Source organism: Actinomadura bangladeshensis, from assembly GCF_004348335.1.
GTDB classification, from domain to species: Bacteria; Actinomycetota; Actinomycetes; order Streptosporangiales; family Streptosporangiaceae; genus Spirillospora; species Spirillospora bangladeshensis.
Genome location: NZ_SMJW01000110.1, coordinates 1 through 26232, shown reverse-complemented (window position 1 = coordinate 26232; position 26232 = coordinate 1). Strand labels below are relative to the sequence as shown.

Below are 26232 nucleotides of genomic sequence, written 5' to 3'. Positions count from 1 at the left end.
GTGGCGTGCAGGGCGCCGATGACCAGGCCCATGCGGGCCAGGTAGGCCTCGATCGCGGCGCTCGCCTCGGTGAGCCGGGCGGTCAGCGGCTGGTCGAGCGGGATCGCCTCGATCTCCGCGAGGACGTGGTCGGGGCGCAGCGCCTCGGCGACGCACGCGTCCAGCAGTTCGTCCTTGTCGGCGAAGACGCGGAAGATCGTCGCCTCGCCGATGCCGGCGGCGCGGGCGATCTGCCCGGTGGTCACGGCGGTGCCGTGCTCGGCGACCAGCGGCAGCGCGGTCCGCACGATCATCTCCCGGCGCTGCTGCGGGCTCATTCCCGGCGCGCGGCGCCGGCTTGTGGCCTCCATGCCCTCCACCGTACGGAGTGAGCACTCACTCCGTCAATACCGAAGTGAGTGCTCACTCCGGAGTATCCGGACAGATGCGGATTCGTCGGCTGATACCGTTGCGGTGCTGCGCGCCCAGGAGCGAAGTCCGGTGTGAACCCGGCGCTGTCCCGCAACTGTGGTGCCCCTCTCGAAGTGGCCGAGCCAGGTCGCCTCCTTCGCGCGCCGACGATTATCGACCTCGTGGAAGGGCGATCCGTCCTGAGCGGGCCGCGGCTTCCCAGGCAGCCTGGAGGCTTCTGTGAGACCCGTACGTACTCTCGGCGCGGTGATGGCGATCGGTGTCGCCCTGGTCACGGCCGCATGCGGCGGCGACGGTGGCAAGGGCACCGAGGACGGGGCGGGCGGCGCGAAGACCGTCGTCGTCCAGGCGGCGAACGGCGCGGTGACCGTTCCGGCCCGGCCGAAGCGCATCATCTCGCTCTCCCCCACCCACACCGAGACGCTGTTCGCGATCGGCGCCGGCCCGCAGGTGGTGGCGGTCAGCGACTACTCGAACTACCCGGCGGAGGCGCCGCGCTCGAAGCTGTCCGGCTTCAAGCCGAACGCCGAGGCGATCATCGCCTACAAGCCGGACCTCGTCGTCGTGTCCGACGACCTGAACGGCGTCGTGAAGGCGCTGGAGAAGGTGAAGATCCCCGTCCTGCTGGAGCCGGCCGCGACCAAGCTGGACGACGCCTACGACGAGATCAACGACCTCGGCCAGGCCACCGGCCACGCGGCCGAGGCCAAGAAGCTCACCGACGGCATGAAGGCGGAGATCGAGAAGACGGTCGCCGCGTCGTCCACGGCCGTGTCTGCGAAGAAGCCGACGTACTACCACGAGCTCGACAACCAGCTGCACTCGGTGACGTCCAAGACGTTCGTCGGGCAGGTCTACGGCATGTTCGGCCTCCAGAACGTCGCGGACGAGGCCGAGAAGGCGACCGGCGGCTACCCGCAGCTGTCCCGCGAGTACGTGCTCAAGCAGGACCCCGACCTCATCTTCCTCGCCGACACCAAGTGCTGCGGCCAGAACGCGGCGGCGCTGGCGAAGCGCCCCGGCTGGTCCGACCTGGACGCGGTGAAGAACGGGAACGTGGTCGAACTGGACGACGACATCGCCTCCCGCTGGGGGCCCCGCCTGCCCGAGTTCGTCAAGGCGATCGGCGACGCCGTCCAGAAGGTGCAGTGACCCCCGCGTTCCGGGACGCGCGCCCATGACCGGCACGCGCCCGCGCCGCCCGGCGCGGCGGCGGGCGGCGCCGGCCCAGGCCAGGCTGCGGCCGCTGCCGCTCGCGGTGGCGGCCGCCCTGCTCGCGGCGACCCTGCTGGCCGGGGTGCTGGTGGGCGCGGCGGGCCTGCCCGTCGCCGGGGTCCTGAAGGCGCTCGCCGACCGGATCCCGTTCGTGCACGTCGACTCCGGGTTCGGGGTGATCGACGAGAACGTCCTGTTCGAGCTGCGGGTGCCGCGCGCCCTGATGGCGGCGCTGGTCGGCGGGATGCTCGCCATGGCCGGCGCCGGCTACCAGGGCGTGTTCCGCAACCCGCTCGCCGACCCCTACCTGCTGGGCGCGGCGGCGGGCGCCGGGGTCGGGGCGACCCTGGTGATCGTCCTGGTGCCCGGCGATCCCGGCTACGGCGTCCCGCTCGCCGCCTTCGCCGGCGCGATCTGCGGCGTCCTGCTGGCCTACGCGCTCGGCCGGACGGCGGGACGCAACGGCGCGGCGACGCTGGTCCTGGCCGGGGTCGCGGTGTCGTCGTTCCTCGCCGCGGTGCAGACGTTCCTCCAGCAGATGAACGCCGAGGAGCTGCAGCGGATCTTCTCCTGGATCCTCGGCGGCGTCGGCTCGGCGGACTGGCACCAGCTGGCGCTGGTCGCCCCGTACGCGCTCGTCTCCACGGTCGTCCTGCTGGCGCACGGCCGGCTGCTGGACGTGCTGAGCGTCGGCGACGAGGAGGCGGCGAGCCTCGGCCTGTCGGCGCCGCGGGTGCGGCTGACGGTGCTGGTCGCGGCGTCGCTCGCCACGGCGTCGGCGGTGGCGGTGAGCGGCCTGATCGGGTTCGTCGGCATCGTCGTGCCGCACATCGTGCGGCGGCTGGCGGGCGGCTCCTACCGGGTGGTGCTGCCGCTGTCGCTGCTCGGCGGCGCGGCGTTCCTGGAGGTGGTGGACCTGGTCGCGCGGACGCTGATCAGCCCCGGCGAGCTCCCGCTCGGCGTGGTGACGGCGTTCATCGGCGGCCCGTTCTTCGTGGCGGTGCTGCGCGCGTCCCGCAGGCAGGTGGAGACATGACGGTCAGGGTGCGGGACCTGGACGTCGCGCTCGGCGGCCGGCCGGTGCTCGCGGGCGTCTCGCTGGACGTCCCGGCCGGGTCGTGGACGGCGGTCATCGGCCCGAACGGCGCCGGGAAGTCGACGCTGCTGCGCGCGGTCCTCGGCCTCGTGCCCTCGCGCGGCGGGGTCAGCGTGGCGGGCGAGGACCTCCAGAAGCTCAAGCCGAGGCAGCGGGCCCGCAAGGTCGCCTACGCCGCGCAGGCCCCGAACCTCCCCGTCGGCATGACCGTGTACGACTACACCCTTCTCGGGCGCTCCCCCTACATCCCGCACCTCGGGCGGGAGAGCGCCCGCGACCGCGCCATCGTCGAGGAGGTCCTCGACCGCCTGGACCTCACCGGCTTCGCGGCCCGTCCCCTCGACCACCTCTCCGGCGGCGAGCGGCAGCGGGTCGTGCTGGCGCGCGCCCTCGCGCAGCAGACCTCGGTCCTCCTGCTGGACGAGCCGACGACCGCGCTCGACATCGGCCACCAGCAGCAGGTGCTGGAGCTGGTCGACCAGCTGCGGCTGTCGGACGAGCTGACCGTGGTGACCACGATCCACGACCTGACCCTCGCCGGGCAGTACGCCGACGCCCTCGTCCTGATCTCCGGCGGGCGGGTCGCCGCGGCGGGCACGCCCGAGGAGGTCCTCACCCGCGCCGTCGTGGAGAAGCACTTCGACGCGCGCGTCCACGTCGCCACCGGGCCGGGCGGCCGGCCGGTCCTGTCCCTGGAGCGCCCGTGAATACGGGAGCCGCGTGAACCTGGAGACCGTGTGAACCTGGAGACCGTGTGGCGCGAGGAGGACGGGCAGCGCCTCGCCGCGACGGTGTGGCGGGCCGGCGCCGAGCACCGGATGATCTCGTCGGCGATGCTGGGCGGCGGCATCGGCCCGGCCCGGTGGGTGCTGAACGCGCAGGTCGCGGGCGCTTACTCGCGCACCGACCCGGTCGTCCACCTGACGGAGCTGGCGGCGGCCAACGGCCTGCACGGCCCCGGCGTCGGGATGCTCACCGCCGCCTCCGTCACCCGCACGATGCGGCGGGACGACGAGGGCGTGCACGTGTCGGCGACGGTCGGGCTGCGGGTTCCGACCTGGGCGGCGTCCCCCGCCGGAGCACCCGACCTGGAACTGGCGCCGCTGGACGCCTGGACGCCCGGCACCGTCAACATCGTCGTCGCCGTGCCCGTCCCGCTGAGCGACGCGGCCCTGGTCAACGCGGTGATCACCGCGACGGAGGCCAAGACGCAGGCGCTCCTGGAGGCGGGCTTCCCCTGCACGGGCACCGCGTCCGACGCCGTCTGCGTGGCGGCGACGACCGGGGGCGAGCCCGAGGTCTTCGCGGGTCCGCGCTCGGTCTGGGGCGCGCGGATCGCCCGCGCCGTCCACGCGGCGGTGCGCGCCGGAGCCCTCGACTACGCCCGCTACCTGGAGGGCCGCGGCTAGCAACCGGCCGCCGTACCACCCCGGTGCGGTACGGCGGCCGGTTTCAGGGCCAGTGCAGTGTGGGGGCTTGGGCCTCACCTCCTACCTGTGTGCGTCGCTCCGCCGGCGTGACCGTCAGCCGGCATGGGGAAGGCGATGTCCGTTGCGGTCCGGATGCGCGTTGCGGTCGGGATGCCCGTTCCGGTCCGGGTATCCGTTCCGGCTCAGCGGGCCGAGGCGCGGGTCGGTGGCGAGCGGGTCGCCCCCGTCCAGCAGGGAGCCCCCGGGCATCCCGTTCATCGGGGGCAGCACGTGCAGCCCGGTCGGCGGCTCCCGGTCGGCGACCGGGCGGGGCCCGGTGTCGTGGCGGTCGGTGAGCGCGGTGAGCGCGTCGACGCGGCGGCGCGCCCGGTCGGCCTCGGCGCGGGCGGCGTCGCGTTCGGCGGTCAGCGCCCGCACCGCCGCGTGCAGCTCGTCGGCCGCGCGGGCCAGCTGCCAGTTGCGCTGCTCCAGCTCGCTGGCCCGCGCCTGGATCTGGTCGCGGTCGGCGACGGCCTGCCCGCGCTTGGCCTCGGCGTCGCGGACGGCGGAGCGCAGGTCCTCGGCGGTGCGCTCGGCGGCGGCGGCCTCGACCCGCTGCCCCTCGACCAGCGTCTCGGCCTGCGAGACCCGCCCGTGCAGGGCGACGAGCTCGGACCGCGCGCTCTCCAGCGACGCCAGCAGCTCCCCCTCGCGGGACGCGACGCGGTCGCGCTCGCGTTCGGCGGCGAGCCGGGCCGCCTTCGCCGCCTCGGCCTCGTCCTTGGCGTCCGCCGACTCCTGCCGGGCGGCGTCGCGTTCGGCGGCGAGCCGCTCGGCCGTGGCGCGGGCGGACGCGGCCTCCTGCTCGGCGGCCTCCGCGCGGGCCCGCGCGGTCGCCGTCTCCCGCCACGCCAGCTCGGCCTGCCGCTGCGAGGCGTCGCGCTCGCGCTGCGCGATCGCGATGTGCCCGGCGGCGTCGGCGCGGGCGTCGGCGACCCGCCGCTCGACGCCGGCGACGCTCAGCTCCGACATCAGCGAGCCGGCGAGCCGGTCGGCGACGCCCTCCAGCCGGTCGACCATCTCCCACGCCCAGGCGACCTGCCCGGTGAGCCCCGGGGACTCCAGCCCCCGCTCGCGGGCCTCCCGCGCGGCCCGCTCGCACGCGCCGCCGCCGTCCTGGCAGTAGCGGACGGTGCGGGCGCCGCGCACCGGCTGCGGCACGGGCCGTCCGCAGCCGGCGCACGGCCAGACCGCGACCGGGTCACCGAGGCGTGCGATCCCGGCGCGGTCGTCATCGGCGGCCGGGCCGGGTTCGCCGGGACCGCCGCCGGACGCGGCCTCCCCCTCGGCGTAGGCGGCCGGGTCGGTGATGACGGGAAGGTCGGTCTTCGTCGGGGCGGCGGTGGTCGGAGCGACGTCGTCGAGCGGGGCGACCTTCTGGTCTTCCATGTGCGGTTGTACGCACGGGGCGCGGGAGGCGTTCGACGTTTCCCGCGGCGAGTCTCGATCGGCGCGCCCCCACGGGGTCAGTCCGAGCGTTTCCCCAGGTAGTCCTCGCGGACGCGGCGGCGGCTGAGCTTGCCGGACGGGGTGCGCGGCAGCGAGGCGCGGAACTCGATCCGGCGCGGGTGCTTCAGCTTCGCCAGCCGCGGCCCGCAGAACTCCAGCAGGTCGGCGGCCAGCCCGCCGCCCGGCTCGGCGCCCTCGGCCGGTTCGACGAGGGCGACGACGCACTGCCCCCAGTCCTCGTCCGGGACACCGATCACGACGGCGTCGCCGACCGCCGGGTGCTGCAGCAGCACGGCCTCGATCTCGGCGGGGTAGATGTTGACGCCGCCGGAGATGATGAGGTCGGTGCGCCGGTCGCTCATGTAGAGCCAGCCGTCCGCGTCGAGGTGGCCGAGGTCGCCGGGCGTGTAGAAGTCGCCGTGCATGGACGCGGCGGTCTTGTCCGGGTCGTCGTGGTACTCGAAGCCGGGCTGCCCGCTCGCGTAGATCAGGCCGGTCTCCCCCGGCGGCAGCTCCGCGCCCTCCGGGTCGAGGATCTTGATCTGGACGCCCTCGACCGCGCGCCCGACCGTCCCCGGGTGGGCGAGCCACTCGTGCGGGGCGGCGACCACGACGGGGCCGCTCTCGGTGGAGCCGTAGTACTCGTAGAGGACGGGCCCCCACCAGTCCATCATCCGCTGCTTGGTCTCCAGTGGGATGGGCGCGGCGGTGTGGAACACCTGCCGCAAGGACGAGACGTCGTACTTCGCCCGGACGTCGTCGGGCAGCCCGAGCATGCGGTGGAACATGGTCGGCACCATCAGCGCGTTGGTGACGCGGTGCCGCTGGATCAGCTCCAGGGTCCGCTCGGGGTCGAAGTGGCCGGAGACGACGACGGCGTGGCCGAGGCTGAGCGCCATCAGCGCGTGGACGCAGGGCGCCGAGTGGTACAGCGGGCCGGCGACGAGGTGCACCTCGTCGTCGCCGGGTTCGAGGCTCAGGTGCTTCATCAGCGTGCCCCGCATGACCTCGAACAGCATCTCGGGCGGGATGTCGAGCAGCGGCCGGCGGACGCCCTTCGGCCGTCCCGTCGTCCCGGACGTGTACAGCATGACCGAGCCCATCTGCCGCTTGGCGGGCGGCTCGGCACCGCCCGAGGCGCACAGCGCGGCCATCGGGCGGTACCCCTCGGCCGGGTCCGCGCTGACGCGTCCCTCCGCGGGGATGCCGGCCTCGTCGGCGGCGGCCGACACCGCGGCGGCGAACGCGCTCTCGGTGATGACGGCCTTGGCGCCGGAGTCGGCGAGGATGTAGCCGATCTCGGGCGTGGTCAGGTGCCGGCTCGCGGGGACGAGGTAGAGCCCCGACTGCATGGCGGCCAGCATGGCGGTGAGGAACTCGCGGCGGTTGCCGAGGACGGTCGCCAGCACGTCGCCGGGGCCGAGGCCGATGTCGCCGAGCGCATGCGAGAGGCGGTTCACCTCGGCGTGCAGCTCGCCGTACGCCACCGTCCCGCCGTCGGCCAGGACGGCGGGACGGTCCGGGTCGTTCCGTGCGATCTCGTAGAAGCCGACACCCTCGACACCCATACGGCATCTCCTCTGTCCGGGACTGATGGCCGGGCGACCTCGGGATCCATCTGACCCGCCTTGCTGGCGGTACGTCAAGAGACTCCGGCGACGGGCGCGGACGGCGAGGCGGCGGGCGGGAGCGCGCGAGCGGATCGTCCGACCCCGGACAGTCAACTCACCTGACTGCGACGGCCCGGTTACGTATCATGAACTCGGTCAGCCGGGGGCCGAGGATCGAGACCTACGCGGCGATGGGGCGTGCATGACGGGACCGCAGGGCGGCCAGGGCGGCCGGTCGCGGCCGCCGGAGCGCCCGGACGGCCTCCCGCCCTGGCTCCGCAGGTTCCTGCAGGTCATGTTCCTCGACCTGTGCTCCACCGTCATCGTCAGCATCGGGGTGACGCTGGTGCACGGGGCCTTCTGGCTGAACGCGGCCGTCACGCTGCTGGTCGTCGCGGTGCTGACGGGGGCGCTGTTCGCCTTCTACCCGCGCATGGCGCACGCCGTCCTGGAACGCGTGTCGCGGACGCTGCGGTGGGGCGGCGCGACGCTCGCCTGGGGCCTCGGCGGGGCGGCGGTGATGGCGCTGGTCCTGCTCGCCGGGACGGGCGCCGTCCGGCTCCACGAGCGCACCGGCTCCTGCGGGCAGCCGCTCGACCTGCGGGTCCTGACCGCGCCGGAGACGCTCACGGCGCTGCGCGCCGCGGCCGCCGAGTTCGCCGACGACAGCGAGGACCGCGGCTGCCGCGAGTACGGCGTCACGGTCGTCCCGGAGGCGGGGCCCGTCCCGCTGTACGACGGGTTCCGGCTGCTGTGGCGGCGCAGCGAGGCGGCCGACGCCGGCCACGCCGACGACCAGCAGCTGTTCGGCCCGCAGCCCGACATCTGGATCCCGTCGTCGACGGCGGAGTACGACTTCGTCCCGAAGGGACCCGGCCAGACCGCGGCGGCGACGGCGGGGAGCGGCGCGCCGTCCGGGAAGGGCGACCCGGTGTTCCGGGTGCGCGGCTCGGTCGGGACGTCGCCGCTGGTGCTGGCGCTGTTCACCCGGGCGCACGAGTCCGTCGCCGACCCGATCGCCGCGCCGATCGCGCCGAGCACGGCGGCGCTGCTGGAGCGGGTCGCGGACGCGGGGGTGCGGCTGCGCGCGATCGCCCGTCCCGTCCCGGAGACGTCGGCGGCGGCGCTCGCCGTCACGCCCGCGCTGTACGGCGCGACGCCGGGCGGCGACGCGGCGGACGAGCGGTTCGCCGAGCCCGCCGACCTGGTCGCGCCGGACGCGGTGTCGCTGCTGTGCCGGTTCCGCGAGCGGGCCGCCGCGCAGCAGTCCGACCCGCCGGACGACATCGCGGTCGCCGTGCCGGAGCAGGTGCTGCACGACTACGACCTCGGGCGCCCGCTCGGCGACCGCTGCGGCGCCGTCGACCCGGACGCCGCCCCGTACGCCGACTGGCGCCTGCACCCCTACTACGCGACCGACCTGCCCACGCTGGACTACCCGTTCGTCCAGGTCAGGTGGCGCGGGCAGGACACGCGGGAGCGGGACGCGGCGGTCACCGCCTTCCGCCGCTGGCTGGACCGCAACCCGCTGACCCTGCAGGGCTTCCGCGACGACCGCGGCGTCATCCCGCCCGCGCGCGAGGGCGACACCCGGCACTACTACCTGTCGCGGCTGCAGGGCATCGTCGGCAACCGCGTGATGCCGACCGTCGTCGGGTTGCAGCCGCCGGAGGGCGTCCAGGACACGCTGAACCGCATCGGCGCGGCCCGCCCGCGGACGTCGGTGTCGCTGATGCTGGACGTGTCCGGGTCGATGGGCGGCGCGGCGCAGGCGCGCGGCGGCTCGCGCCTCGCCCGCGGGACGTCGTTCCTGCGCAGCCTGGTGTCGCAGTTGCAGAGCAACGACCGGGCCGGCTTGCAGGTGTCGTCGGCGACGGCGTCGCCGTCCAGCCCCGAGACGTTCGGCAACGTCCCCCGGGACGCGGCGTCCCCGGACCAGAAGAACGCGATCACGAGCCGGCTGCAGGCGGTCGCGTCCGGCGGCGCCGACCAGCCGCTCAGCGACGCGATCGCGGCGGCGGACCTCGGGCCGGGCAGGCAGCAGCTCATCCTGGTCACCGACGGGCAGAGCCCGGCCGGCAACCCGGCGCTCGGATCGCGGGTGAGGTGGCTGTCGGGCGAGTTCCGCGAGCGGCATCCGGGGGTGCGGCTGACGGTGGTGCTGACGGGCCCGGCGACGTGCGGCTCCTCGCCGGTGAAGGAGATCGTGGCCGCGCTCGGCCCCGAGGACGGGAAGGGCTGCGTGGCGCTGACCGACGCGCCCGAGGCCGAGCAGGCCGCCGAACTGCTCTCGGAGCTGCGATGAGAGTACTGCCGCACGGCCGGAGGGCCTGGGTCAGCGCCGCCGCGGGGGCCGCGCTCGTGCTGGCGGCCTGGCTGGTCGTGGTCCTGTGGCCGGACGCGTCGTATCCGGCGATGAAGGGCGGCTGCGACCGGTCCGAGCTGTTCGTCGCCGGCGGCACGGACGTCAGCCTGAAGAACCAGCGGCGCGCGCTGATCCGGCAGTGGAACGAGGGCCGCTACCCGGACGGCCGCCCGCACCCGCACGCGACGATGGTGGAGGTGTCGGAGTCCACCGACCTCCAGCACAGCCAGATCAAGGCGGTGGAGGAGTCCGGCGGCTGCGCCTACGACGTCCTCATCATGGACAACACGTGGACGGCGCAGTTCGCCGACGCCGGCTACCTGCGCCCGCTCGACGGCATCGACGATCTCGACGACTTCTTCCCCGCCGCGCTGCGGACGGGCGAGTGGGACGGAGAGCAGTACGCCGTCCCGTTCAATGTGGACGTCGGCCTGCTCTACTACCGGGAGGGCGTGACGCCGCCGGCCGCGTGGCCGGGGCTCCTCACGGCCGGCATCGCGATGCAGCTCGCCGACTACGAGGGCCTGACGGTGAACGCGCTGGAGGCCGTGTGGAACGACGGCGGCGCCGGGCGCCTGACGGGAGCGGACCGCCCGGGCGAGGACGACCTCCGGACGAAGGTGTACCCGGCGCTCGCCCGGCTGGCGCCGCGCGTGCACGGGCCGCTCGCGGCGTCGCGGCAGTACGGGGAGTCGCAGAGCATCGAGGCGTTCGCGTCCGGGACGGGGCTGATGCGCAACTGGCCGTACGCGTTCTCGGCGCTCGCGTCCGAGCCCCGGATGCGCGACGGTGCGCGGCTGCGGTTCGGGGTGACCGCGCTGCCCGGGCGCACCGTCCTCGGCGGGCAGAACCTCGCCGTGTCGAAGCACTCCCCCAACCCCGATGACGCCGCCGACCTGGTGGAGTTCCTGAGCGGGACGGGCAGCCAGCGACTGCTGTTCTCCTGCGGGGGCTTCGCGCCGGGCCGCTACTCGGCGCTCGGGCTGTCGCCGGGCCGCCACTCCCCCGCCGATGTGAAGGTGCGGGCGTGCTCGTCGCTCACCGGGCAGGTGCCCGGGCCGGGCGAGGTCGAGCTGCCCGACGAGGAGCAGCTCACGCAGCTGGGACGGGCCGTGGTGACCGCGCTGGGCCGGGCCGCGCCGAGACCGGTGACGCCGCACTACAGCACGTTCACCGGCACGTTCCGGGGGTGCGTCCAGAAGATCTTCGACCGGGCGGGAACGGACGCCGAGTCGTTCGCGCGGGCGGTCGAGCGGTCCCTGGACGGGCGCACCGCGTCCTGCTAGCGGGCGCCTTCGAGGGCGGCGCGGGCCATGGCGTGCAGGAGGTCGCCCATGGCGTCGCGGTCGAGGCCGGTGGCGCTGCGCGGGGTGGAGTTGAGCAGGCCGAAGCAGGCGTGGACGGCGGCGCGCGTCCGGTCGTCCGGCAGGCCGGGGGCCAGCCGGCGCAGGACGGCGACCCATTCCTCCACGTAGGCGCGCTGCAGCCGGCGGACGCGGTGCCGCTGCGGTTCGGGGACGTTGTCCAGCTCCCGCTCGTGCACGGTGATCAGCGCGGGGTTGTCGAGCGCGAACGCGATGTGCCAGCGCAGCAGCGCGTCGAGGGCGCGCGCGGGGTCGGGGTCGGCGGCGCGGCGGACGCCCTCGGCGAGCAGCCGCTCGCTGATGTCGAGGAGCATCTCGGCGAGCACGGCCTCCTTGCCGCTGAAGTGCCGGTAGAGGGCGGGCCCGGTGAGCCCGACCGCGCGGCCGAGGTCGCCGATGGACGCTCCGTGGAAGCCGCGGCGCGCGAACAGCTCGGCGGCGGCGCCGAGGATCTCGGCGCGGCGCGGGTTCGGCGCGCCGGCGAGCTGCTCGGCCCGTTGGGAGGTCATGCGAGGCAGTCTAGACTAGAGTTGTTAATCAGCGTTAACATCGGTCTGCGCCGAGCATTGTTAATGACCGTTAACCGGAAGAGGGGGCATGGGCGGACCCGAGATCGGCACCCGCGCCGACGTCGCGGGCGAGGCGTTCAAGGCGAGCGCCGCGCACAACGAGGCCCTGGTCGCCGAGCTGCGCGACCGGGTCGACCGGGCGGGGCGCGGCGGTTCCGAGCGGTCCCGCGAGCGGCATGTCGCGCGCGGCAAGCTGCTCCCCCGCGACCGGGTCGACACGCTGCTCGACCCCGGCTCGCCCTTCCTGGAACTGTCGCCGCTGGCCGCGGACGGCATGTACGGGGACGAGGCGCCGGGCGCCGGGATCATCACCGGGGTCGGCCGCGTCTCCGGCCGCGAATGCGTGGTCGTCGCCAACGACGCCACCGTCAAGGGCGGCACGTACTACCCCGTCACGGTGAAGAAGCACCTGCGGGCGCAGGAGGTGGCGCTGCAGAACCGGCTGCCCTGCGTCTACCTGGTCGACTCGGGCGGCGCGTTCCTGCCCCGGCAGGACGAGGTGTTCCCCGACCGCGAGCACTTCGGCCGCATCTTCTACAACCAGGCCACGATGTCGGGGCTCGGCATCCCGCAGATCGCGGCGGTGCTGGGCTCGTGCACGGCGGGCGGCGCGTACGTCCCGGCGATGAGCGACGAGGCCGTCATCGTGCGCGGCCAGGGGACGATCTTCCTCGGCGGGCCGCCGCTGGTGAAGGCCGCGACCGGCGAGGTCGTGACGGCCGAGGAGCTGGGCGGCGGCGAGCTGCACTCCCGCACCTCCGGCGTGACCGACCACCTCGCCGAGGACGACGCGCACGCGCTGCGGATCGTCCGCGACATCGTCTCCACGCTCGGGCCGCGCGAGCCGCGCCCCTGGGACGTCGTCCCCTCGCAGGAGCCGGCCGCCGACCCGTCCGAGCTGTACGGGATCGTCCCGCCCGACTCGCGCACCCCCTACGACGTGCGCGAGGTCATCGCCCGGATCGTGGACGGCAGCCGCTTCCAGGAGTTCAAGAAGGAGTACGGCGCCACGCTCGTCACCGGGTTCGCCCGCATCCACGGGCACCCGGTCGGGATCGTCGCCAACAACGGCATCCTGTTCAGCGAGTCGGCGCAGAAGGGCGCGCACTTCATCGAGCTGTGCGACCGGCGCCGCGTCCCGCTGGTGTTCCTGCAGAACATCACCGGGTTCATGGTCGGGCGCGAGTACGAGGCGGGCGGCATCGCCAAGCACGGCGCGAAGATGGTCACCGCCGTCGCGTGCGCCCGCGTCCCGAAGTTCACCGTCGTCATCGGCGGCTCGTTCGGCGCCGGCAACTACGCGATGTGCGGCCGGGCGTACTCGCCGCGCTTCCTGTGGATGTGGCCGAACGCCCGCATCTCGGTCATGGGCGGCGAGCAGGCCGCGAGCGTCCTCGCGACCGTCCGCCGCGACCAGATGGAGGCGCGCGGCGAGGAGTGGCCCGCCGCCGACGAGGAGGGGTTCAAGGCGCCGATCCGCGAGCAGTACGAGGCGCAGGGCAACCCGTACTACTCGACGGCGCGGCTGTGGGACGACGGAGTGATCGATCCGCTCGACACCCGGCGCGTGCTGGGGCTCGGGCTGTCGGTGGCCGCCAACGCACCGCTGGAGCCGGTCGGCTACGGCGTCTTCCGGATGTGAGGGTGTTGATGTTCGACAGCGTCCTGGTCGCCAACCGCGGGGAGATCGCCGTCCGCGTGTTCCGCACGCTGCGGCGGCTCGGCATCCGCTCCGTCGCGGTCCACACCGGCGCCGACGCGGGGGCGCGGCACGTGCGGGAGGCCGACGAGGCCCTGCGGATCCCGTCGTACCTGGACAGCGAGGCGGTGATCGAGGCGGCTCGCGTCTCCGGGGCGGCGGCCGTCCACCCGGGGTACGGGTTCCTGGCGGAGAACACGGCGTTCGCGCGGGCGTGCGGCGAGGCGGGGCTGGTGTTCATCGGCCCGCCGGCCGGGGCGATCGACGCGATGGGCGACAAGATCCGCGCGAAGCGGACCGTGGCGGCGGCCGGCGTCCCGGTCGTCCCCGGGCGGGACGAGCCGGGCCTCTCGGACGCCGAGCTGGAGGCCGCCGCGCTGGAGATCGGGCTGCCGGTGCTGCTCAAGCCGTCCGCGGGCGGCGGCGGCAAGGGCATGCGGCTCGTCCGGGACGCGGCGGAGCTGCCGGAGGCGATCGCGTCCGCCCGCCGCGAGGCGCGCGGCTCGTTCGGCGACGACACGCTGCTCGCCGAGCGGTTCGTGGAGAACCCGCGGCACATCGAGATCCAGGTCTTCGCCGACGCGCACGGGGGCGCCGTCCACCTGGGCGAGCGCGAGTGCAGTCTGCAGCGCCGGCACCAGAAGATCATCGAGGAGGCGCCGTCGCCGCTGCTGGACGAGGCGTCCCGCGCGCGGATGGGCGCCGCCGCCGTCGCCGCCGCGCAGGCCGTCGGGTACGTGGGCGCGGGAACGGTCGAGTACATCGTCTCCGCCGACCGCCCGGACGAGTTCTTCTTCATGGAGATGAACACCCGGCTCCAGGTCGAGCACCCCGTCACCGAGCTGGTCACGGGCCTCGACCTGGTGGAACTCCAGCTCCGGGTGGCCTGCGGCGAGCCGCTGCCGTTCACGCAGGACGATGTCCGGCTCGACGGCCACTCCATCGAGGCCCGCGTCTACGCCGAGGACCCGGCGCGCGGCTTCCTGCCCACGGGCGGGCGCGTGCTGGCGCTGAGCGAGCCCGGCGGCGTCCGCGTCGACTCCGGGCTGGACGTCGGCACCGAGGTCGGCGGCTCCTACGACCCGATGCTCGCCAAGGTGATCGTCCACGGCGCCGACCGCGCCGAGGCCCTGCACCGCCTCGACCGGGCGCTCGCCTCGTACACGCTGCTGGGCGTCCCGACGAACGTTGCGTTCCTGCGGGCCCTGCTGGGGCACCCCTCGGTCGTGTCCGGCGACCTCGACACGGGCCTGGTCGAGCGCGCCCTGGACGAGCTGACCTCGGGCGACACCGTCCCGCCCGAGGTGCTCGCCGCCGCCGCTCTGGAGCGGATGCGCGCCCTCGAGTCCGGTGACGACCCGTGGGACGTTCCGGACGGCTGGCGCCCCGGCGCGCACGCCTGGGCGCCGTGGATCATCACGCCGTCGGGCGGTGACCCGGTCGAGGTCCGCGTCCAGGGCCGGGCCGCGTCCGCGCGCGTCGCGATCGGCGGCGGCGAACCGGTCGCCGCGGCGCTGACCGGCCCGTTCGTCCTGACCTACGGTGGAAGGACGACCTCGTTCGCGGCGGCCCGCGACGGCGGCACGCTGTGGCTCGGCCGCGGCGGGCGGGCGTGGGCGCTGAGCGAGCACGTCCGCGCCGAGGGCGGCGCCGCGTCGGCCGCCGCCGGCGACGGCGTGCTGCGCAGCCCGATGCCGGGGACGGTCCTGGCCGTGAAGGCGGCCGAGGGCGACCGGGTCGAGGCCGGGCAGCCGCTCGTGGTCGTCGAGGCGATGAAGATGGAGCACACGGTCACCGCGCCGCTCGCCGGCGTGGTGGCGCAACTACCGGTCCGCGCGGGCGCGCAGGTCGCGCTGGACGCGGTCTTGGCCGTCATCGAGGAGGCACGATGACCGCGGCGAAGCGAGGATCGTCGGGTCTCCCGACCCGGGGGTCTGGGGGTCGCCCCCCAGGAAGGAGAGCATGACGATGCGGGTTCCCCTGTCCGGGCTCCCCGAGCGGGTCACGATCTACGAGGTCGGGCCGCGGGACGGGCTGCAGAACGAGAAGGCGGTCGTCCCGGTCGACGTCAAGTCCGAGTTCGTGACCCGGCTGGCGGGCGCGGGCCTGCGCACGATCGAGACGACCAGCTTCGTGCACCCGAAGTGGGTTCCGCAGCTCGCCGACGCCGAGCAGCTCCTGGACATCCTGCCGCGCTCGCCGCGGCTGCGCTATCCGGTCCTCGTCCCGAACGAGCGGGGCCTGGAGCGGGCGCTGTCCAACGGCGTCACCGAGATCGCCGTCTTCGGCAGCGCGACCGAGACGTTCGCCCGCCGCAACCTCAACCGCACGGTGGACGAGTCCCTCGCGATGTTCGCCCCGGTCGTGGACCGCGCGCGCGCCGAGGGCCTCTGGGTGCGCGCCTACGTCTCGATGGTGTGCGGTGACCCGTGGGAGGGCGACGTCCCCATCCCGCAGGTGGTGTCCGTGGCGTCCCGCCTGATGGACATGGGCTGCTCCCAGCTCAGCCTCGGCGACACGATCGGCGTCGGCACGCCCGGCCACGTCACCGCGCTGATCGGGGCGCTCGTGGAGGCGGGCATCGGCACCGAGCGGCTCGCCGTCCACTTCCACGACACCTACGGGCAGGCGCTCGCCAACACCCTCGCCGCGCTCCAGGCGGGCGTCACCGTCGTGGACGCGTCGGCGGGCGGGCTCGGCGGCTGCCCGTACGCCGAGAGCGCCACCGGCAACCTGCCCACCGAGGACCTCGTCTGGATGCTGAACGGGCTCGGCATCGACACCGGCGTCGACCTCGCGAAGCTCGTCTCCACCAGCCGCTGGATGGCCGGGCATCTGGGGCGCCCCAGCCCGTCCCGCGTCGTCCAGGCACTGTCCCCGGAATCGGAGTAGGACCATGATCGACTTCACGCTCGGCGACGAGCAGGAGGAGCTGCGGCGCACGGTCGAGCGGTTCGCCCGCGAGAGCGTCGCCCCCGTCATCGGGGACCTGTACGAGCGCGGCGAGTTCCCGTACGAGATCGTCGCCGCGATGGGGAAGATGGGCCTGTTCGGGCTGCCGTTCCCCGAGGAGCACGGCGGCATGGGCGGCGACTACTTCACGCTGTGCCTCGCCCTGGAGGAGCTCGCCCGCGTCGACTCGTCCGTGGCGATCACGCTGGAGGCGGGCGTCTCGCTGGGCGCGATGCCGATCTACCGCTTCGGCTCGCAGGAGCAGAAGGAGCGCTGGCTGCCGCTGCTCACCTCCGGCGAGCGGCTCGCCGGGTTCGGGCTGACCGAGCCGGGCGGCGGCTCCGACGTCCCCGGCGGCATGCGCACCACCGCCCGGCTGGACGGCGACTCCTGGGTGATCAACGGGTCGAAGGCGTTCATCACCAACTCCGGCACCGACATCACCGCGTTCGTCACCGTCACGGCGTTCACCGGCGAGAACGAGATCTCCACGATCCTCGTCCCGAACGGCACGCCCGGCTTCACCGTCGGGCGCAAGTACTCCAAGGTGGGCTGGTCGTCGTCCGACACGCGCGAGCTGTCGTTCGACGACGTGCGGGTCCCCGCCGAGAACCTGGTCGGCGAGCGCGGCCGGGGCTACGCCCAGTTCCTGCGCATCCTGGACGAGGGCCGCATCGCGATCGCCGCACTGTCGGTCGGCCTCGCGCAGGGCTGCGTGGACGAGTCGCTCCGCTACGTCCGGGAGCGGGAGGCGTTCGGCAAGGAGATCGGCCGCTACCAGGCGATGCAGTTCAAGATCGCCGACATGGAGACGCGGGCGCACACCGCCCGGCTCGCCTACTACGCGGCGGCCGCGAAGATGCTGCGCGGCGAGCCGTTCAAGAAGGAGGCCGCGATCGCCAAGCTGGTCGCGTCCAACGCCGCGATGGACAACGCCCGCGACGCCACCCAGGTCTTCGGCGGCTACGGGTTCATGAACGAGTACGCGGTCGGCCGCTTCTACCGCGACGCGAAGATCCTCGAAGTGGGCGAGGGCACCTCGGAGGTGCAGCGCATGCTGATCGCCCGCGCGCTCGGCCTCCCGCCGTCCTGATTGCGCCGCGGCCGGCCCGCACGCGCGGGCCGGCCGCACCGGTCAGCGGATCTTCGACAGGTCCAGCAGCATCGTTCCGTTCTCGTGCACGAAGAAATGCTGCGGGTCGCGGTCGTTCCGGGCCGGTCCCATGACCTCGTTCCCCCGCCGTATGCCGGTGTCGAGCAGCGTGCCCGTGTCGGCGTCGTACAGGACGTGGTTCTTCGTCGCCGGCCCTTCCGGGAGGTAGGGGACGAAGCGTCCGTAGACGACTCCCGTCATGGTCGCCATGAACCCGTCGGGCAGCACCCTGCCGGCCTTTCCGTCCCTGCGCTGCACGGCGGTCCCCACGTCGGGGCGGCCGGCGACGCACCAGATCACGCCGCACGACCACGGTGCCTTGAACGGCGCGAGAAGGGCCTTGCGGCGCTCGCCGGTCCGCACGTTCCACAGCGACCGGTACTCGGTGTCCCCGGCCTCGCCCCCCGGGGACGCGGGCGATCCGATCCAGGGCCAGGAGATGATCCCGAAGCCGCCGGACCCGGGGATCTTCGCGGGCACGCCGCCCGGCAACGGCATCTCGTACACCCCGCCGCTCATCCCCCAAACGATCGTGTCACCGTCGATGAGCAGCGTCGACACGACCGACCCCGGCATCCCGGTGATCTTGTGCGCGGCTCCGCCGGCGATCGGCGCTGCCCAGATCTCGACCGTGTCGCGGCCGTCCACCCGGTACGACAGCCACCAGACGACCCGGTCGCCGCCGATCGCGAAGTCGGACGCGAAGACCCTCGAACCGCGCGGGACCACGATGTCGGTGATCACGCCGGCCTTGCCGGTGCCGAGGTCGTAGGACCAGAGCTTGTCGGGGCGCTGCAGGGACGACCACGTCGCCCCCACCAGCCGGTCGCCGTCCAGCAGCTCGACCGGGTGCAGCTCGCGCCCGTTCGGCAGCCGGCCGGGAACGCTCCGAACGGCGTCCGGCCACGTGTCGCGCACCTTGACCGGCGTGCCCAGGCCGGTGCGCGGCACCGGCTTCAGCTCGCCCGCCGCGGCGGCGGGCGGCGGCCGGTCACCGGACCGCAGCAGCGCGCCGGCCGTGCCGGTCCCGCCGAGGACGACCGCGACGGCGAGCGCGGCGGCCCCCGTCCGGCGGCGCCGCCGCCTGCGGTGCCCCGCCTCGACCCGCTCCAGCAGTCCCGCCGGAACGGCCGGCGCCTCCCGCGCCGCGGCCGTCAGCGCACCGCGCACCGCGGTGTCCAGTTCGTCGGTCATGGTGCCCCTCCCGCCGTGGGCGCGGCGGCCGGATGCCACTCCGCGCGAAGCTTGCCGAGCGCGCGGGCGGCCTGGCTGCGGACCGTCCCGCGCGAAACGCCGAGCGTCCGGGCGATCTCCTCGTCCGACAGGTCCTCGTAGTACCGGAGCACGAGGACCGCCCGCTGCCGCCGCGGAAGCGCCGTCAGCGACTCCCACAACCGCGGATCGCGTTCGGCCCGCTCCAGCCCGCGGTCGTCGTAGTGCCGCTCCGGCACGCTGCCCACGAGGTGCTCGCGCCTGCGCCGCCGCCACGTGCTGATGTGCTGCCGCGCCATGATCTTGCGGACGTAGCCTTCCGGATCGTCCTTGTTGACGACCCTCCCCCAGGCGCCGCGCAGCCTGATCAGCCCCTCCTGCAGCAGGTCGGCCGCGTCATCGGCGTTCCCGGTGAGGACGAACCCGTAGCGCAGCAGAGCCTGGGCACGGCTCTCCACGAATGCCTCGTACGTCACGACGTCGTCGTCCAATGAGCCGTCCTTCCCATCGTCCCCAGGACGCGCGGGCCCATGATTCTGTTGCATGCGCCTTCGCGCGGGACGGGCGCGGTAAGGTCGGCGGATGCTGCTGCGTGCCTACGGGATCGCCCGGTCGCTGGTCATGTACTACGGGGTTCCGGGCAGGCACCGGCGCGCGAGGCGGCTCTACGGCGAGTTCATCGGCCCCGGCGACGTGGCCTTCGACATCGGCGCGCACGTGGGCGGCCGGGTGCGGGTGTGGCGGCGGCTGGGGGCGCGCGTGGTCGCGGTCGAGCCGCAGCCCGACTGCCTGCGCGTCCTGCGGCTCTTCTACGGCCGCGACCGGGACGTCGTGATCGTGGCGGGGGCCGCCGGGGCCGAGCCGGGGAAGGCTCGGCTGGCCCTGTCCAGCGCCACGCCGACGGTGTCGTCCATGTCGCCCGGGTGGATCGAGTCGGTGACCGCGGACAGCAGCTTCGCCCGCGTCCGCTGGGACCGCTCGGCCGAGGTCGGCGTGACCACGCTGGACGATCTCATCGCGGCCCACGGCGTGCCTGCCTTCTGCAAGATCGACGTGGAGGGCTTCGAGGCGGACGTCCTCGCGGGACTGTCCCAGCCGGTCCGGGCGCTGTCGTTCGAGTACATCCCGTCGGCGCACGATGCGTCCCTGGACGTGCTGGGCATCGTGGAGCGGCTCGGTTCGTACGAGTACAACTACTCCCCCATCGAGACGATGCGGTTGGCCAGTCCCCGGTGGCTGGACGCGACCGGACTGCGGCGGCAACTGGAGCGCATCCGGCCGCGCGGCCGCTCCGGCGACGTCTACGCCCGGCTGCGCGGGTAAGAGGCGGGTTCTCCGGGGAGCTCGGTCACGGTCGGGGTCGTAATCCAGCCAGCGGATGCCCGTCCGCGAGTCCACCGACACGCAGCACGGGGGGCGGACGCTGACCGCTCCCGGGTAGCGGTCACCGGAGCGAACCGGCGATGACCGTGGACACCATCCTCTGGACGGCGGCGCGCTCCGGGCGGGGGGCGGAGCGGTCGGCGAACAGCAGGTGCGCGGCGCCGATCAGGGTCGGGGCGAGCGTCTCGACGTCGGCGCCCGGGGCGAGGCGGCCGAGGTCGCGCTCCGCGGCGAGGTAGGACTCGATCACGCCCACCGCCTCCGTCAGGACGGGCACGCCGGCGGGCCAGGTCCGCCGCAGCAGAACACGCAACTGGGTCCGGAAGGTGACCAGCGGGACGATCGCAACGGCGACCGACTCGAACAGCGCCGTCAGCGCGTCGGTGAGGTTGCCGCCGACCGTGCCCGTCCCGGCGGACGCGCGCAGCTCGGCGGCCTGCGGGTCCATCCGGTCGACGCGGTCGATGACGAACTCGGCCAGGAAGGCGTCGAAGTCGGCGAAGTGGCGGTGCAGGACGCCCTTGGCGACGCCCGCCTCGTCGGTGACCGCGCGGCTGGTCAGCGCGCTCGGGCCGTCCCGCAGCAGGATCCGCTCGGCGGCGTCGAACAGCTGCTCGCGGACGTCCCGGAGGGCCACCCCTGTCGGCACCGCGCATCCTCTCCCTGGACGAGTGGGCAAGCGCCCACTATGGTGGGCACATGCCCACTCTATCCAACGAGCCCCATCGGGCACGCGACGTGGCCGAGTCGTTCGGCGCGGACGCCGAGCGCTACGACCGGACGCGCCCGAGCTATCCGGACGCCCTCGTCGCGCGGCTCGCCGCCGCCGGGCCGGACGTCCTCGACGTCGGATGCGGGACCGGCATCGCGGCCCGCCAGTTCCAGGCGGCCGGGTGCCGCGTCCTCGGCGTCGAGCCCGACGCCCGCATGGCGGAACTGGCCGAACGCGCCGGCGTCCCGGTCGAGGTGTCCGCGATCGAGGACTGGGACCCGGCGGGCCGGACGTTCGACACGGTCGTCGCCGGCCAGGCGTGGCACTGGGTCGACCCGGTCGCGGGCGCGGCCAAGGCGGCGCGGGCGCTGCGCCCCGGCGGGCGCCTGGCGGTGTTCTGGCACTCGTTCCGGCCCCCGTCCGGCCTCGGCGACGCCATGGCCGCCGCGTACCGCCGCGCCATGCCGGACTCGCCGCTCTTCCAGCGCCCGCTGCCCGGCCCCGAGGCGTACTCGCTGATGTGCGACAAGGCGTCCGACGGCATGCGCGAGGCGGGCGGCTTCGGCGAGCCGGAGGAGTGGCGCTTCCCCTGGGAGCGCCGCTACACCCGCGGCGAATGGCTGGAGCAGGTCCCGACCTTCGGCCTGCACTCCCGGGTTCCGGCGGACAGGCGGCAGCAGATCCTCGCCGACATCGGCGCCGCCATCGACGCGGCGGGCGGCGCCTTCACCATGGGCTACACCACCGTCGTCGCCACCGCGCTCCGCGAACCATGACCGACCGCGTCCCGAGAACATCAGGAACGGCGGCCTGGCCGGCATGTCCAGATCACCGGTCTGCCCGACGAAGCCGGCGGTCCCCATCGTCCGCGACAGACGATCATGCTAGCGGCGCGCACCGTTCTCTTTCGCGATTGCTTCGCGCACGGCCGGGGCGATCTCCTGTCCCCAGCCGGCCAGGGAGGCGAGGTCCTGCATCCCGCCTCCGGGCGAGAAGAGCGTGAATCCGGCTGCGCCATGCTCCAGCCCGGCCTCGGTCAGCTCATCGGCCCACTGCCCGGCGGAGCCGCCGATCCAGCGGCCGTCGCGGTCGCGCCTGGCGGGCAGCGGCCGGTCGGTGATGCGTCCGGGAAGGTTGAAGACCGTGCGGATCTCGCGTGGATCGCGGTCCACCGCCGCCGCTGCCGTGTCGATGACCGGACGGGACGTCCGGTAGCGCTCGCTGAGCCAGTCCGCCGCGTGACCGGGGATCCAGCCGTCCGCCACCCGGCCGGTGGCGGCCAGGGACTTCGGGCCGACCGATCCGGTCCAGACGGGCGGCGCGGCCACCGGGGCCGGCGCGATCTCGTTCACCCGGTAGTGGCGGCCGCGGTGGGTGACCGGCGGACCGCCGCCCGACAGCTTCCTGACCAGGATGACCGCCTCCTCGAAGGCGTCCACGGCGTCGCCCGGCGACAGCCGCGGCACGCCCATGTCGGAGATGCGGTCCCAACGCCCGCCCGCGCCCATGCCGAGGACGACGCGGCCGCCGGACAGCGCCACCAGCGACGTCACCGTCCGCGCCAGCATGGGCGCCGGCCGGGTCGGCAGGTTGGAGACGTTGGCGAACCCGGAGATGTGCCGCGTGCGCCCTACCGAACACGACATCGGGTGTCGACATCGTTCCTCCTCCGCGGATCAGGCGGTGCCGAACAGTTGGGCGAAGCGCCCGGTGAAAAGGTCGGTGCCCTTGTTCTCGATGACCGTCGTGACCGGCACGACGGTCGGGCCGCCGGGCCCGGGCAGCTGGCCCACCCCTCCGTGCGGCCCCAGCGGCAGGAAGATCATGGGGATGGACGCGGCCCGGTACACGGCCGCGGGCCGCTCGCCGCGCAGCTGGGCGGTGATGTTGTCCGCCACGACCTCGGCGTGCTGCATCGCATACGAGGCCCGCTTGGTCTCGGGGACGTCGGTGATGTCACCGACCGCGTAGACGTGATCGTGCCCGTGGACGTTCAAAGTGTCGGTGACGGGAACCTGCCCCTGGGGCGTGCGGGTCGTGAGCCGCCCGTCGGACAGGTAGCCGCTGTTGACCCGTACCCCGTGGGCACGGAACCAGATGTCGGCGGTGATCTCCTCGGCGCCGTCGGTGGTGGCCGTGAACGTCCCGGCCCGTCCCGGCTCGGTCGCCGGCGGCGCCGCGAGGCCGGTGCCCAGCCGAAGCCGGATGTCCATCTCGTCGAGCCGGCGGTGCAGATCACGGCGCATCTCCGGTTCGAAGCCGGGCAGCAGTTCCGCGGCCGGATCGACGATGGTCACCCGCTTGTCCGGCCAGACGTCCCTGATCTCACCGGCCAGCTCCAGACCGACCGGCCCGGCACCGGTGATCAGCACCCGGTCGGCACCGGCCACTTCCTTGTGCGTGCGGCGGAGGTCGTCCAGCGCCTCACCGGTGGAGTCGGCGTTGGGCTTCGCCGGATACGCGTAACTGGAACCGGACGCGAGAACGAGGTAGTCCGCCTCGATGCGCCGCCCGGACGCCAGCGCGACACCGCCGGGATCCACCGATACGGCCCTGTCGCGGATCACCGTGCCCCGCGCGAGCAGGGTGTCGTAGGGGAAGAACATGTTCTCCGCCCAGTCGGGCCGGGTCAGCGCCCGCAACGACGCCGCCGCGTTGACGAACGCGTCCCGCGGATCGATCAGGACGACGTCGGCCTCCGCGTCCAGCGCCTTGGCGACGGCTGAACCTCCATAACCTCCGCCGATGACGGCAACCGTACGAGCCATGACGCCACACCCCCGCAAAGAAGGATTGAGTTCGTACTACGAACGATATTAGTTCGCATTACGAACCACAACCCTCCAGGTCGCGGGAGGTCGTCTCTCAGGAGCCGGACGCGCCCCCTTCACCCGGTTCCTCGAAGACCACCGGGACCTTGTTGTCCAGCACGACGCGGCCGAGCAGCCCGGCGAGCGCGTCCCGTTCGGCGGGGCCGAGCCCCACTGGCAACTCCTCGATCCGGCGGCAGGTCTCGGCGTAGAAATCGGCCGCCAGCTCGCCGCCCCGCGGGGTCAGCGCGACCCGTACCGCCCGCAGGTCCTGCGGATCCGGCTCGCGCCGCACCAGGCCGTTGCGTTCGGTGCGGTCGACCAGGCCGGTGAGACTCGACTTGGCCAGCCCCAGCATCCCGCCGAGCTCGCTCATCCCCCGCGGCCGGGCCATCAGCATGCACAGCAACTGCCCCTGCTGCGACGTGATGCCGTACTCGCGCGCCGACTTGGCATAGACGGCATTCACCAGAAAGGCGCCCCGCACCAGCGCCGACACGATTCCGATCCGCCCGTCACCCTGATTGCCCACGCGACCAGCATACAGTTCGCGCAGCGAACTACCACGGGACCGCCCGCGCCGCGCCGACGGAGCGCCGAGCCCGCCCGCGGGCGATCACGCCTCCACCTCAAGTTCGCAGTGCGTCGCCAGGGCATACCGGCCGGCCCGCGTCGCGGGCCGGATCAGGCGGCGCGGTGAGCGACCAGGGGGAGGAAGATCGTGTCGACGATCTCTTCGAGGGTGTGGTCGTCGGCCGGGGCGAACGTCGTCAGGAGTTCGTGGCGCAGCAGGTCGAAGGGGAGGGACCTGATGCGCTCGGTGAGGTGCCGCGGGTCGACCTCGCCGCGTTCGATCGCACGGTCGAAGATCGCATCGACGGCTTCCTTGCGGCCGGTCTCGGTGGGGTCCGTCAGGTCGCCGGGACGGGTTCCGGTCGCCTGGTAGTGGGCGGCGAGGTGCGCGTACATGGTGGTGGAGAGCTGGGCGCGGGTGGCGTTGATCTCCCGCAAGAGCGTGAGGACGTCCTCGCGCAGGCTCCCGGTGTCGGGAACCGGGAGGATCATCTGCCGCAGGCGGTGGGCGATGGCGGCGCGGGCCAGTTCGTCGCGGTCGGACCAGCGCCGGTACAGGACCGACGGGCTGGTGCCCGCGCGCTTGACGACGGCGTCCATGGTGAACCTGGCGTAGCCCTGGGCGGTGAGCTCTTCCCAGGCCGCGTCCAGGAGAGCCTTCTCCAGTGCCGCCCCGCGGCGCCGCTCGGCCATCCGCAACCAGCCTCCTTAGATAGATTTGCCTACTCTATTCCAGCGACGTACAGTGGCGGCCATAAGATAGACGCCCTACCTTAAGGAGTCTCCCATGGCCGTCGACGACAGCGCCGAGGCGCCGTCCGGCCCCGCGCAAGCCCTCGACCCCGCCCTGCGGCGCATGACCTTCACGCTGATCGTCGGCGCGTTCGCCGTCATCTTCGACACCACGATCATGAGTGTCGCCATCGACGGCCTCGCCGGGGAGATGCACGCCCCACTGGCCACCGTCCAGTGGGTGAGCACCGCCTACCTGCTGGCCCTGGCCACCGTGATGCCGGCGGTGGGCCGGCTCCAGGCGGTCCTGGGCGGCAAGCGCCTGTGGATCGCCTCCCTGTCCCTCTTCCTGCTCGGGTCGCTGCTGGCCGCCTCCGCGTGGAGCGCCGCGAGCCTGATCATCTTCCGGGTGGTCCAGGGCCTGGGCGGCGGCATCATGATGGTGCTGATGTTCACGCTGATCATGCAGGCCGCCGGGGGCCGCGACATCGGCAAGGTCATGTCCCTGGTCACCGTGCCCACCGCCCTCGGCCCGGTACTCGGCCCCGTCATCGGCGGCTTCATCCTGCACCTGGGCGACTGGCGCTGGATCTTCCTGGTCAACGTCCCGTTCGGTGCCGTCGGCGCGATCCTCGCCTGGCGCAACCTGCCCGAAGACCGGCCGAGCGCCCGTCCCCGCCTCGACATCGTCGGCATGCTGCTGCTCTCACCCGGCATCGCCGCCGCCATCTACGGCCTGACCCAGGTCACCGGAACCACCGGCCTCGGCGACTCCAAGGTCGCGCCGCCTCTCGCAGCCGGGCTCGCCCTCCTGCTCGGCTACGTCGGCTGGGCGCTGCGGCGCGGCCCGGACGCCCTGCTCAACATCAGGCTGTTCCGGTATCGCAGCCTCACCTCGTCGACGCTGCTGGTCCTCCTGTCCAGCGCCGCCCTGTACGGCACCACGCTGCTGCTGCCGCTGTACTGGCAGCAGGTCCGCGGCGAGTCCGCACTCGGCGCCGCGTTCCTGCTCATCCCGCAAGGCGTCGGGACTCTCGTCTCCCGCGCGCTGGCCGGCAGGTACATGGACCGCTTCGGCCCGCGGCCGGTCGCCATCGCCGCGTTCGCCCTGACCTTCGCCTCCACCGTGCCGTTCGGCTTCGTCACCGCCACCACCGGCAACGGCATGCTGATGGCCGTACTGTTCGTGCGCGGCATCGGGCTGGGAGCCGCCATGATCACGATCACCGGCGCCGCCTTCATCGGGCTGAGGCCCGACGAGATCCCGCAAGGCGCGGGCATCAGCCGCGTCGCCCAGCAGGTCGGCGGCGCCGCGGGCACCGCCCTGCTCTTCGTGATCCTGCAGCGCACCTCCGCGGGCGCCGACACGTCCGCGGCGCAGGCATCAGGCTTCGGCGCCGCCTTCTGGTGGTCCGCGGCCTTCGCCGCCGCCGCCCTCCCCCTCTGCCTGCTCCTGCC

The 26232-nt window shown here is 73.7% G+C and carries 24 protein-coding genes; 13 read left to right on the top strand and 11 right to left on the bottom strand.

Features of this window, described 5'->3' with window-relative positions:
- On the bottom strand, positions 1 to 350 hold a 350-nt coding region (locus E1284_RS21510), incomplete at its 3' end, for a TetR/AcrR family transcriptional regulator (RefSeq protein WP_243714648.1).
- Positions 351 to 630: 280 nt separating this feature from the next.
- Here E1284_RS21510 and E1284_RS21505 point away from each other — a divergent pair.
- From E1284_RS21505 to E1284_RS21490, 4 genes are read left to right on the top strand one after another with little or no spacing between them, the layout of a single operon-like run.
- Positions 631 to 1563, top strand: a complete 933-nt coding sequence (locus E1284_RS21505; RefSeq protein ID WP_481726191.1) for an ABC transporter substrate-binding protein — start codon at positions 631 to 633, stop codon at positions 1561 to 1563.
- A gap of 25 nt (positions 1564 to 1588) precedes the next feature.
- Complete coding sequence (locus tag E1284_RS21500) at positions 1589 to 2662, top strand: FecCD family ABC transporter permease (RefSeq protein WP_131941674.1); 1074 nt, start codon at positions 1589 to 1591, stop codon at positions 2660 to 2662.
- On the top strand, positions 2659 to 3429 hold the full coding sequence (locus tag E1284_RS21495) for an ABC transporter ATP-binding protein (RefSeq protein WP_131941672.1): 771 nt from the start codon (positions 2659 to 2661) through the stop codon (positions 3427 to 3429). Before E1284_RS21500 ends, E1284_RS21495 begins: the two co-directional genes overlap by 4 nt.
- Positions 3430 to 3459: 30 nt before the next feature.
- Positions 3460 to 4131, top strand: a complete 672-nt coding sequence (locus E1284_RS21490) for an adenosylcobinamide amidohydrolase (protein ID WP_341770408.1) — start codon at positions 3460 to 3462, stop codon at positions 4129 to 4131.
- Between the two features lie 114 nt (positions 4132 to 4245).
- On the opposite strand, the gene E1284_RS21485 is transcribed toward E1284_RS21490, so the two are convergent.
- Together E1284_RS21485 and E1284_RS21480 are read right to left on the bottom strand one after the other, a co-directional pair.
- A complete protein-coding gene (locus E1284_RS21485; protein ID WP_131941670.1) occupies positions 4246 to 5580 on the bottom strand; it encodes a chromosome segregation ATPase in 1335 nt (444 codons plus the stop codon).
- Positions 5581 to 5657: 77 nt separating this feature from the next.
- Complete coding sequence (locus E1284_RS21480; RefSeq protein ID WP_131941668.1) at positions 5658 to 7208, bottom strand: AMP-binding protein; 1551 nt, start codon at positions 7206 to 7208, stop codon at positions 5658 to 5660.
- A 244-nt stretch (positions 7209 to 7452) separates the two neighbouring features.
- On the opposite strand from E1284_RS21480, the gene E1284_RS21475 reads away from it, so the two are divergent.
- A complete protein-coding gene (locus tag E1284_RS21475; protein ID WP_131941666.1) occupies positions 7453 to 9555 on the top strand; it encodes a vWA domain-containing protein in 2103 nt (700 codons plus the stop codon).
- On the top strand, positions 9552 to 10901 hold the full coding sequence (locus E1284_RS21470; protein WP_131941664.1) for an extracellular solute-binding protein: 1350 nt from the start codon (positions 9552 to 9554) through the stop codon (positions 10899 to 10901). Before E1284_RS21475 ends, E1284_RS21470 begins: the two co-directional genes overlap by 4 nt.
- On the opposite strand, the gene E1284_RS21465 is transcribed toward E1284_RS21470, so the two are convergent.
- Positions 10898 to 11488 carry an SACE_7040 family transcriptional regulator gene (locus E1284_RS21465; protein WP_131941662.1) on the bottom strand — a complete coding sequence of 197 codons (591 nt, stop codon included), beginning with the start codon at positions 11486 to 11488 and terminating at the stop codon, positions 10898 to 10900. The genes E1284_RS21470 and E1284_RS21465 overlap by 4 nt on opposite strands.
- A gap of 88 nt (positions 11489 to 11576) precedes the next feature.
- Between E1284_RS21465 and E1284_RS21460 the strand changes: the two genes are divergently transcribed.
- The 4 genes from E1284_RS21460 to E1284_RS21445 all read left to right on the top strand — a co-directional run bounded on the left by E1284_RS21460 (position 11577) and on the right by E1284_RS21445 (position 17292).
- Positions 11577 to 13190 (top strand): carboxyl transferase domain-containing protein, encoded by a 1614-nt coding sequence (locus E1284_RS21460; protein WP_131941660.1) that lies wholly within the window; start codon positions 11577 to 11579, stop codon positions 13188 to 13190.
- Between the two features lie 8 nt (positions 13191 to 13198).
- Positions 13199 to 15139, top strand: a complete 1941-nt coding sequence (locus tag E1284_RS21455; protein WP_131941658.1) for an acetyl/propionyl/methylcrotonyl-CoA carboxylase subunit alpha — start codon at positions 13199 to 13201, stop codon at positions 15137 to 15139.
- A 76-nt stretch (positions 15140 to 15215) separates the two neighbouring features.
- Complete coding sequence (locus E1284_RS21450) at positions 15216 to 16139, top strand: hydroxymethylglutaryl-CoA lyase (protein WP_207923874.1); 924 nt, start codon at positions 15216 to 15218, stop codon at positions 16137 to 16139.
- A 4-nt stretch (positions 16140 to 16143) separates the two neighbouring features.
- The gene (locus E1284_RS21445) at positions 16144 to 17292 is read left to right on the top strand and encodes an acyl-CoA dehydrogenase family protein (protein ID WP_131941655.1); all 1149 of its coding nucleotides are present in this window, start codon (positions 16144 to 16146) and stop codon (positions 17290 to 17292) included.
- Positions 17293 to 17334: 42 nt separating this feature from the next.
- On the opposite strand, the gene E1284_RS21440 is transcribed toward E1284_RS21445, so the two are convergent.
- Complete coding sequence (locus E1284_RS21440; protein ID WP_131941653.1) at positions 17335 to 18546, bottom strand: TolB-like translocation protein; 1212 nt, start codon at positions 18544 to 18546, stop codon at positions 17335 to 17337.
- On the bottom strand, positions 18543 to 19055 hold the full coding sequence (locus E1284_RS21435) for a SigE family RNA polymerase sigma factor (protein ID WP_165965359.1): 513 nt from the start codon (positions 19053 to 19055) through the stop codon (positions 18543 to 18545). Before E1284_RS21435 ends, E1284_RS21440 begins: the two co-directional genes overlap by 4 nt.
- 91 nt (positions 19056 to 19146) lie before the next feature.
- Here E1284_RS21435 and E1284_RS21430 point away from each other — a divergent pair, with 91 nt between their 5' ends.
- Complete coding sequence (locus E1284_RS21430; protein WP_131941649.1) at positions 19147 to 19887, top strand: FkbM family methyltransferase; 741 nt, start codon at positions 19147 to 19149, stop codon at positions 19885 to 19887.
- Between the two features lie 121 nt (positions 19888 to 20008).
- On the opposite strand, the gene E1284_RS21425 is transcribed toward E1284_RS21430, so the two are convergent.
- On the bottom strand, positions 20009 to 20596 hold the full coding sequence (locus E1284_RS21425) for a TetR/AcrR family transcriptional regulator (RefSeq protein ID WP_131941647.1): 588 nt from the start codon (positions 20594 to 20596) through the stop codon (positions 20009 to 20011).
- Positions 20597 to 20646: 50 nt separating this feature from the next.
- Between E1284_RS21425 and E1284_RS21420 the strand changes: the two genes are divergently transcribed.
- Positions 20647 to 21435 carry a class I SAM-dependent methyltransferase gene (locus E1284_RS21420; protein WP_131941645.1) on the top strand — a complete coding sequence of 263 codons (789 nt, stop codon included), beginning with the start codon at positions 20647 to 20649 and terminating at the stop codon, positions 21433 to 21435.
- A gap of 108 nt (positions 21436 to 21543) precedes the next feature.
- Here E1284_RS21420 and E1284_RS21415 read toward each other — a convergent pair whose 3' ends face one another.
- The 4 genes from E1284_RS21415 to E1284_RS21400 form a co-directional block, all read right to left on the bottom strand.
- Complete coding sequence (locus E1284_RS21415; RefSeq protein ID WP_131941643.1) at positions 21544 to 22305, bottom strand: LLM class flavin-dependent oxidoreductase; 762 nt, start codon at positions 22303 to 22305, stop codon at positions 21544 to 21546.
- 30 nt (positions 22306 to 22335) lie between these two features.
- Positions 22336 to 23427, bottom strand: coding sequence for an NAD(P)/FAD-dependent oxidoreductase (locus tag E1284_RS21410; protein WP_131941641.1), 1092 nt, complete (start codon positions 23425 to 23427; stop codon positions 22336 to 22338).
- A gap of 97 nt (positions 23428 to 23524) precedes the next feature.
- Positions 23525 to 24001 (bottom strand): MarR family winged helix-turn-helix transcriptional regulator, encoded by a 477-nt coding sequence (locus E1284_RS21405; RefSeq protein WP_243714647.1) that lies wholly within the window; start codon positions 23999 to 24001, stop codon positions 23525 to 23527.
- 152 nt (positions 24002 to 24153) lie between these two features.
- Positions 24154 to 24735 (bottom strand): TetR/AcrR family transcriptional regulator, encoded by a 582-nt coding sequence (locus E1284_RS21400; protein WP_131941639.1) that lies wholly within the window; start codon positions 24733 to 24735, stop codon positions 24154 to 24156.
- 94 nt (positions 24736 to 24829) lie between these two features.
- Here E1284_RS21400 and E1284_RS21395 point away from each other — a divergent pair.
- Positions 24830 to 26232: DHA2 family efflux MFS transporter permease subunit (locus E1284_RS21395; protein WP_207923872.1), on the top strand; the 1403-nt coding region annotated here is incomplete at its 3' end.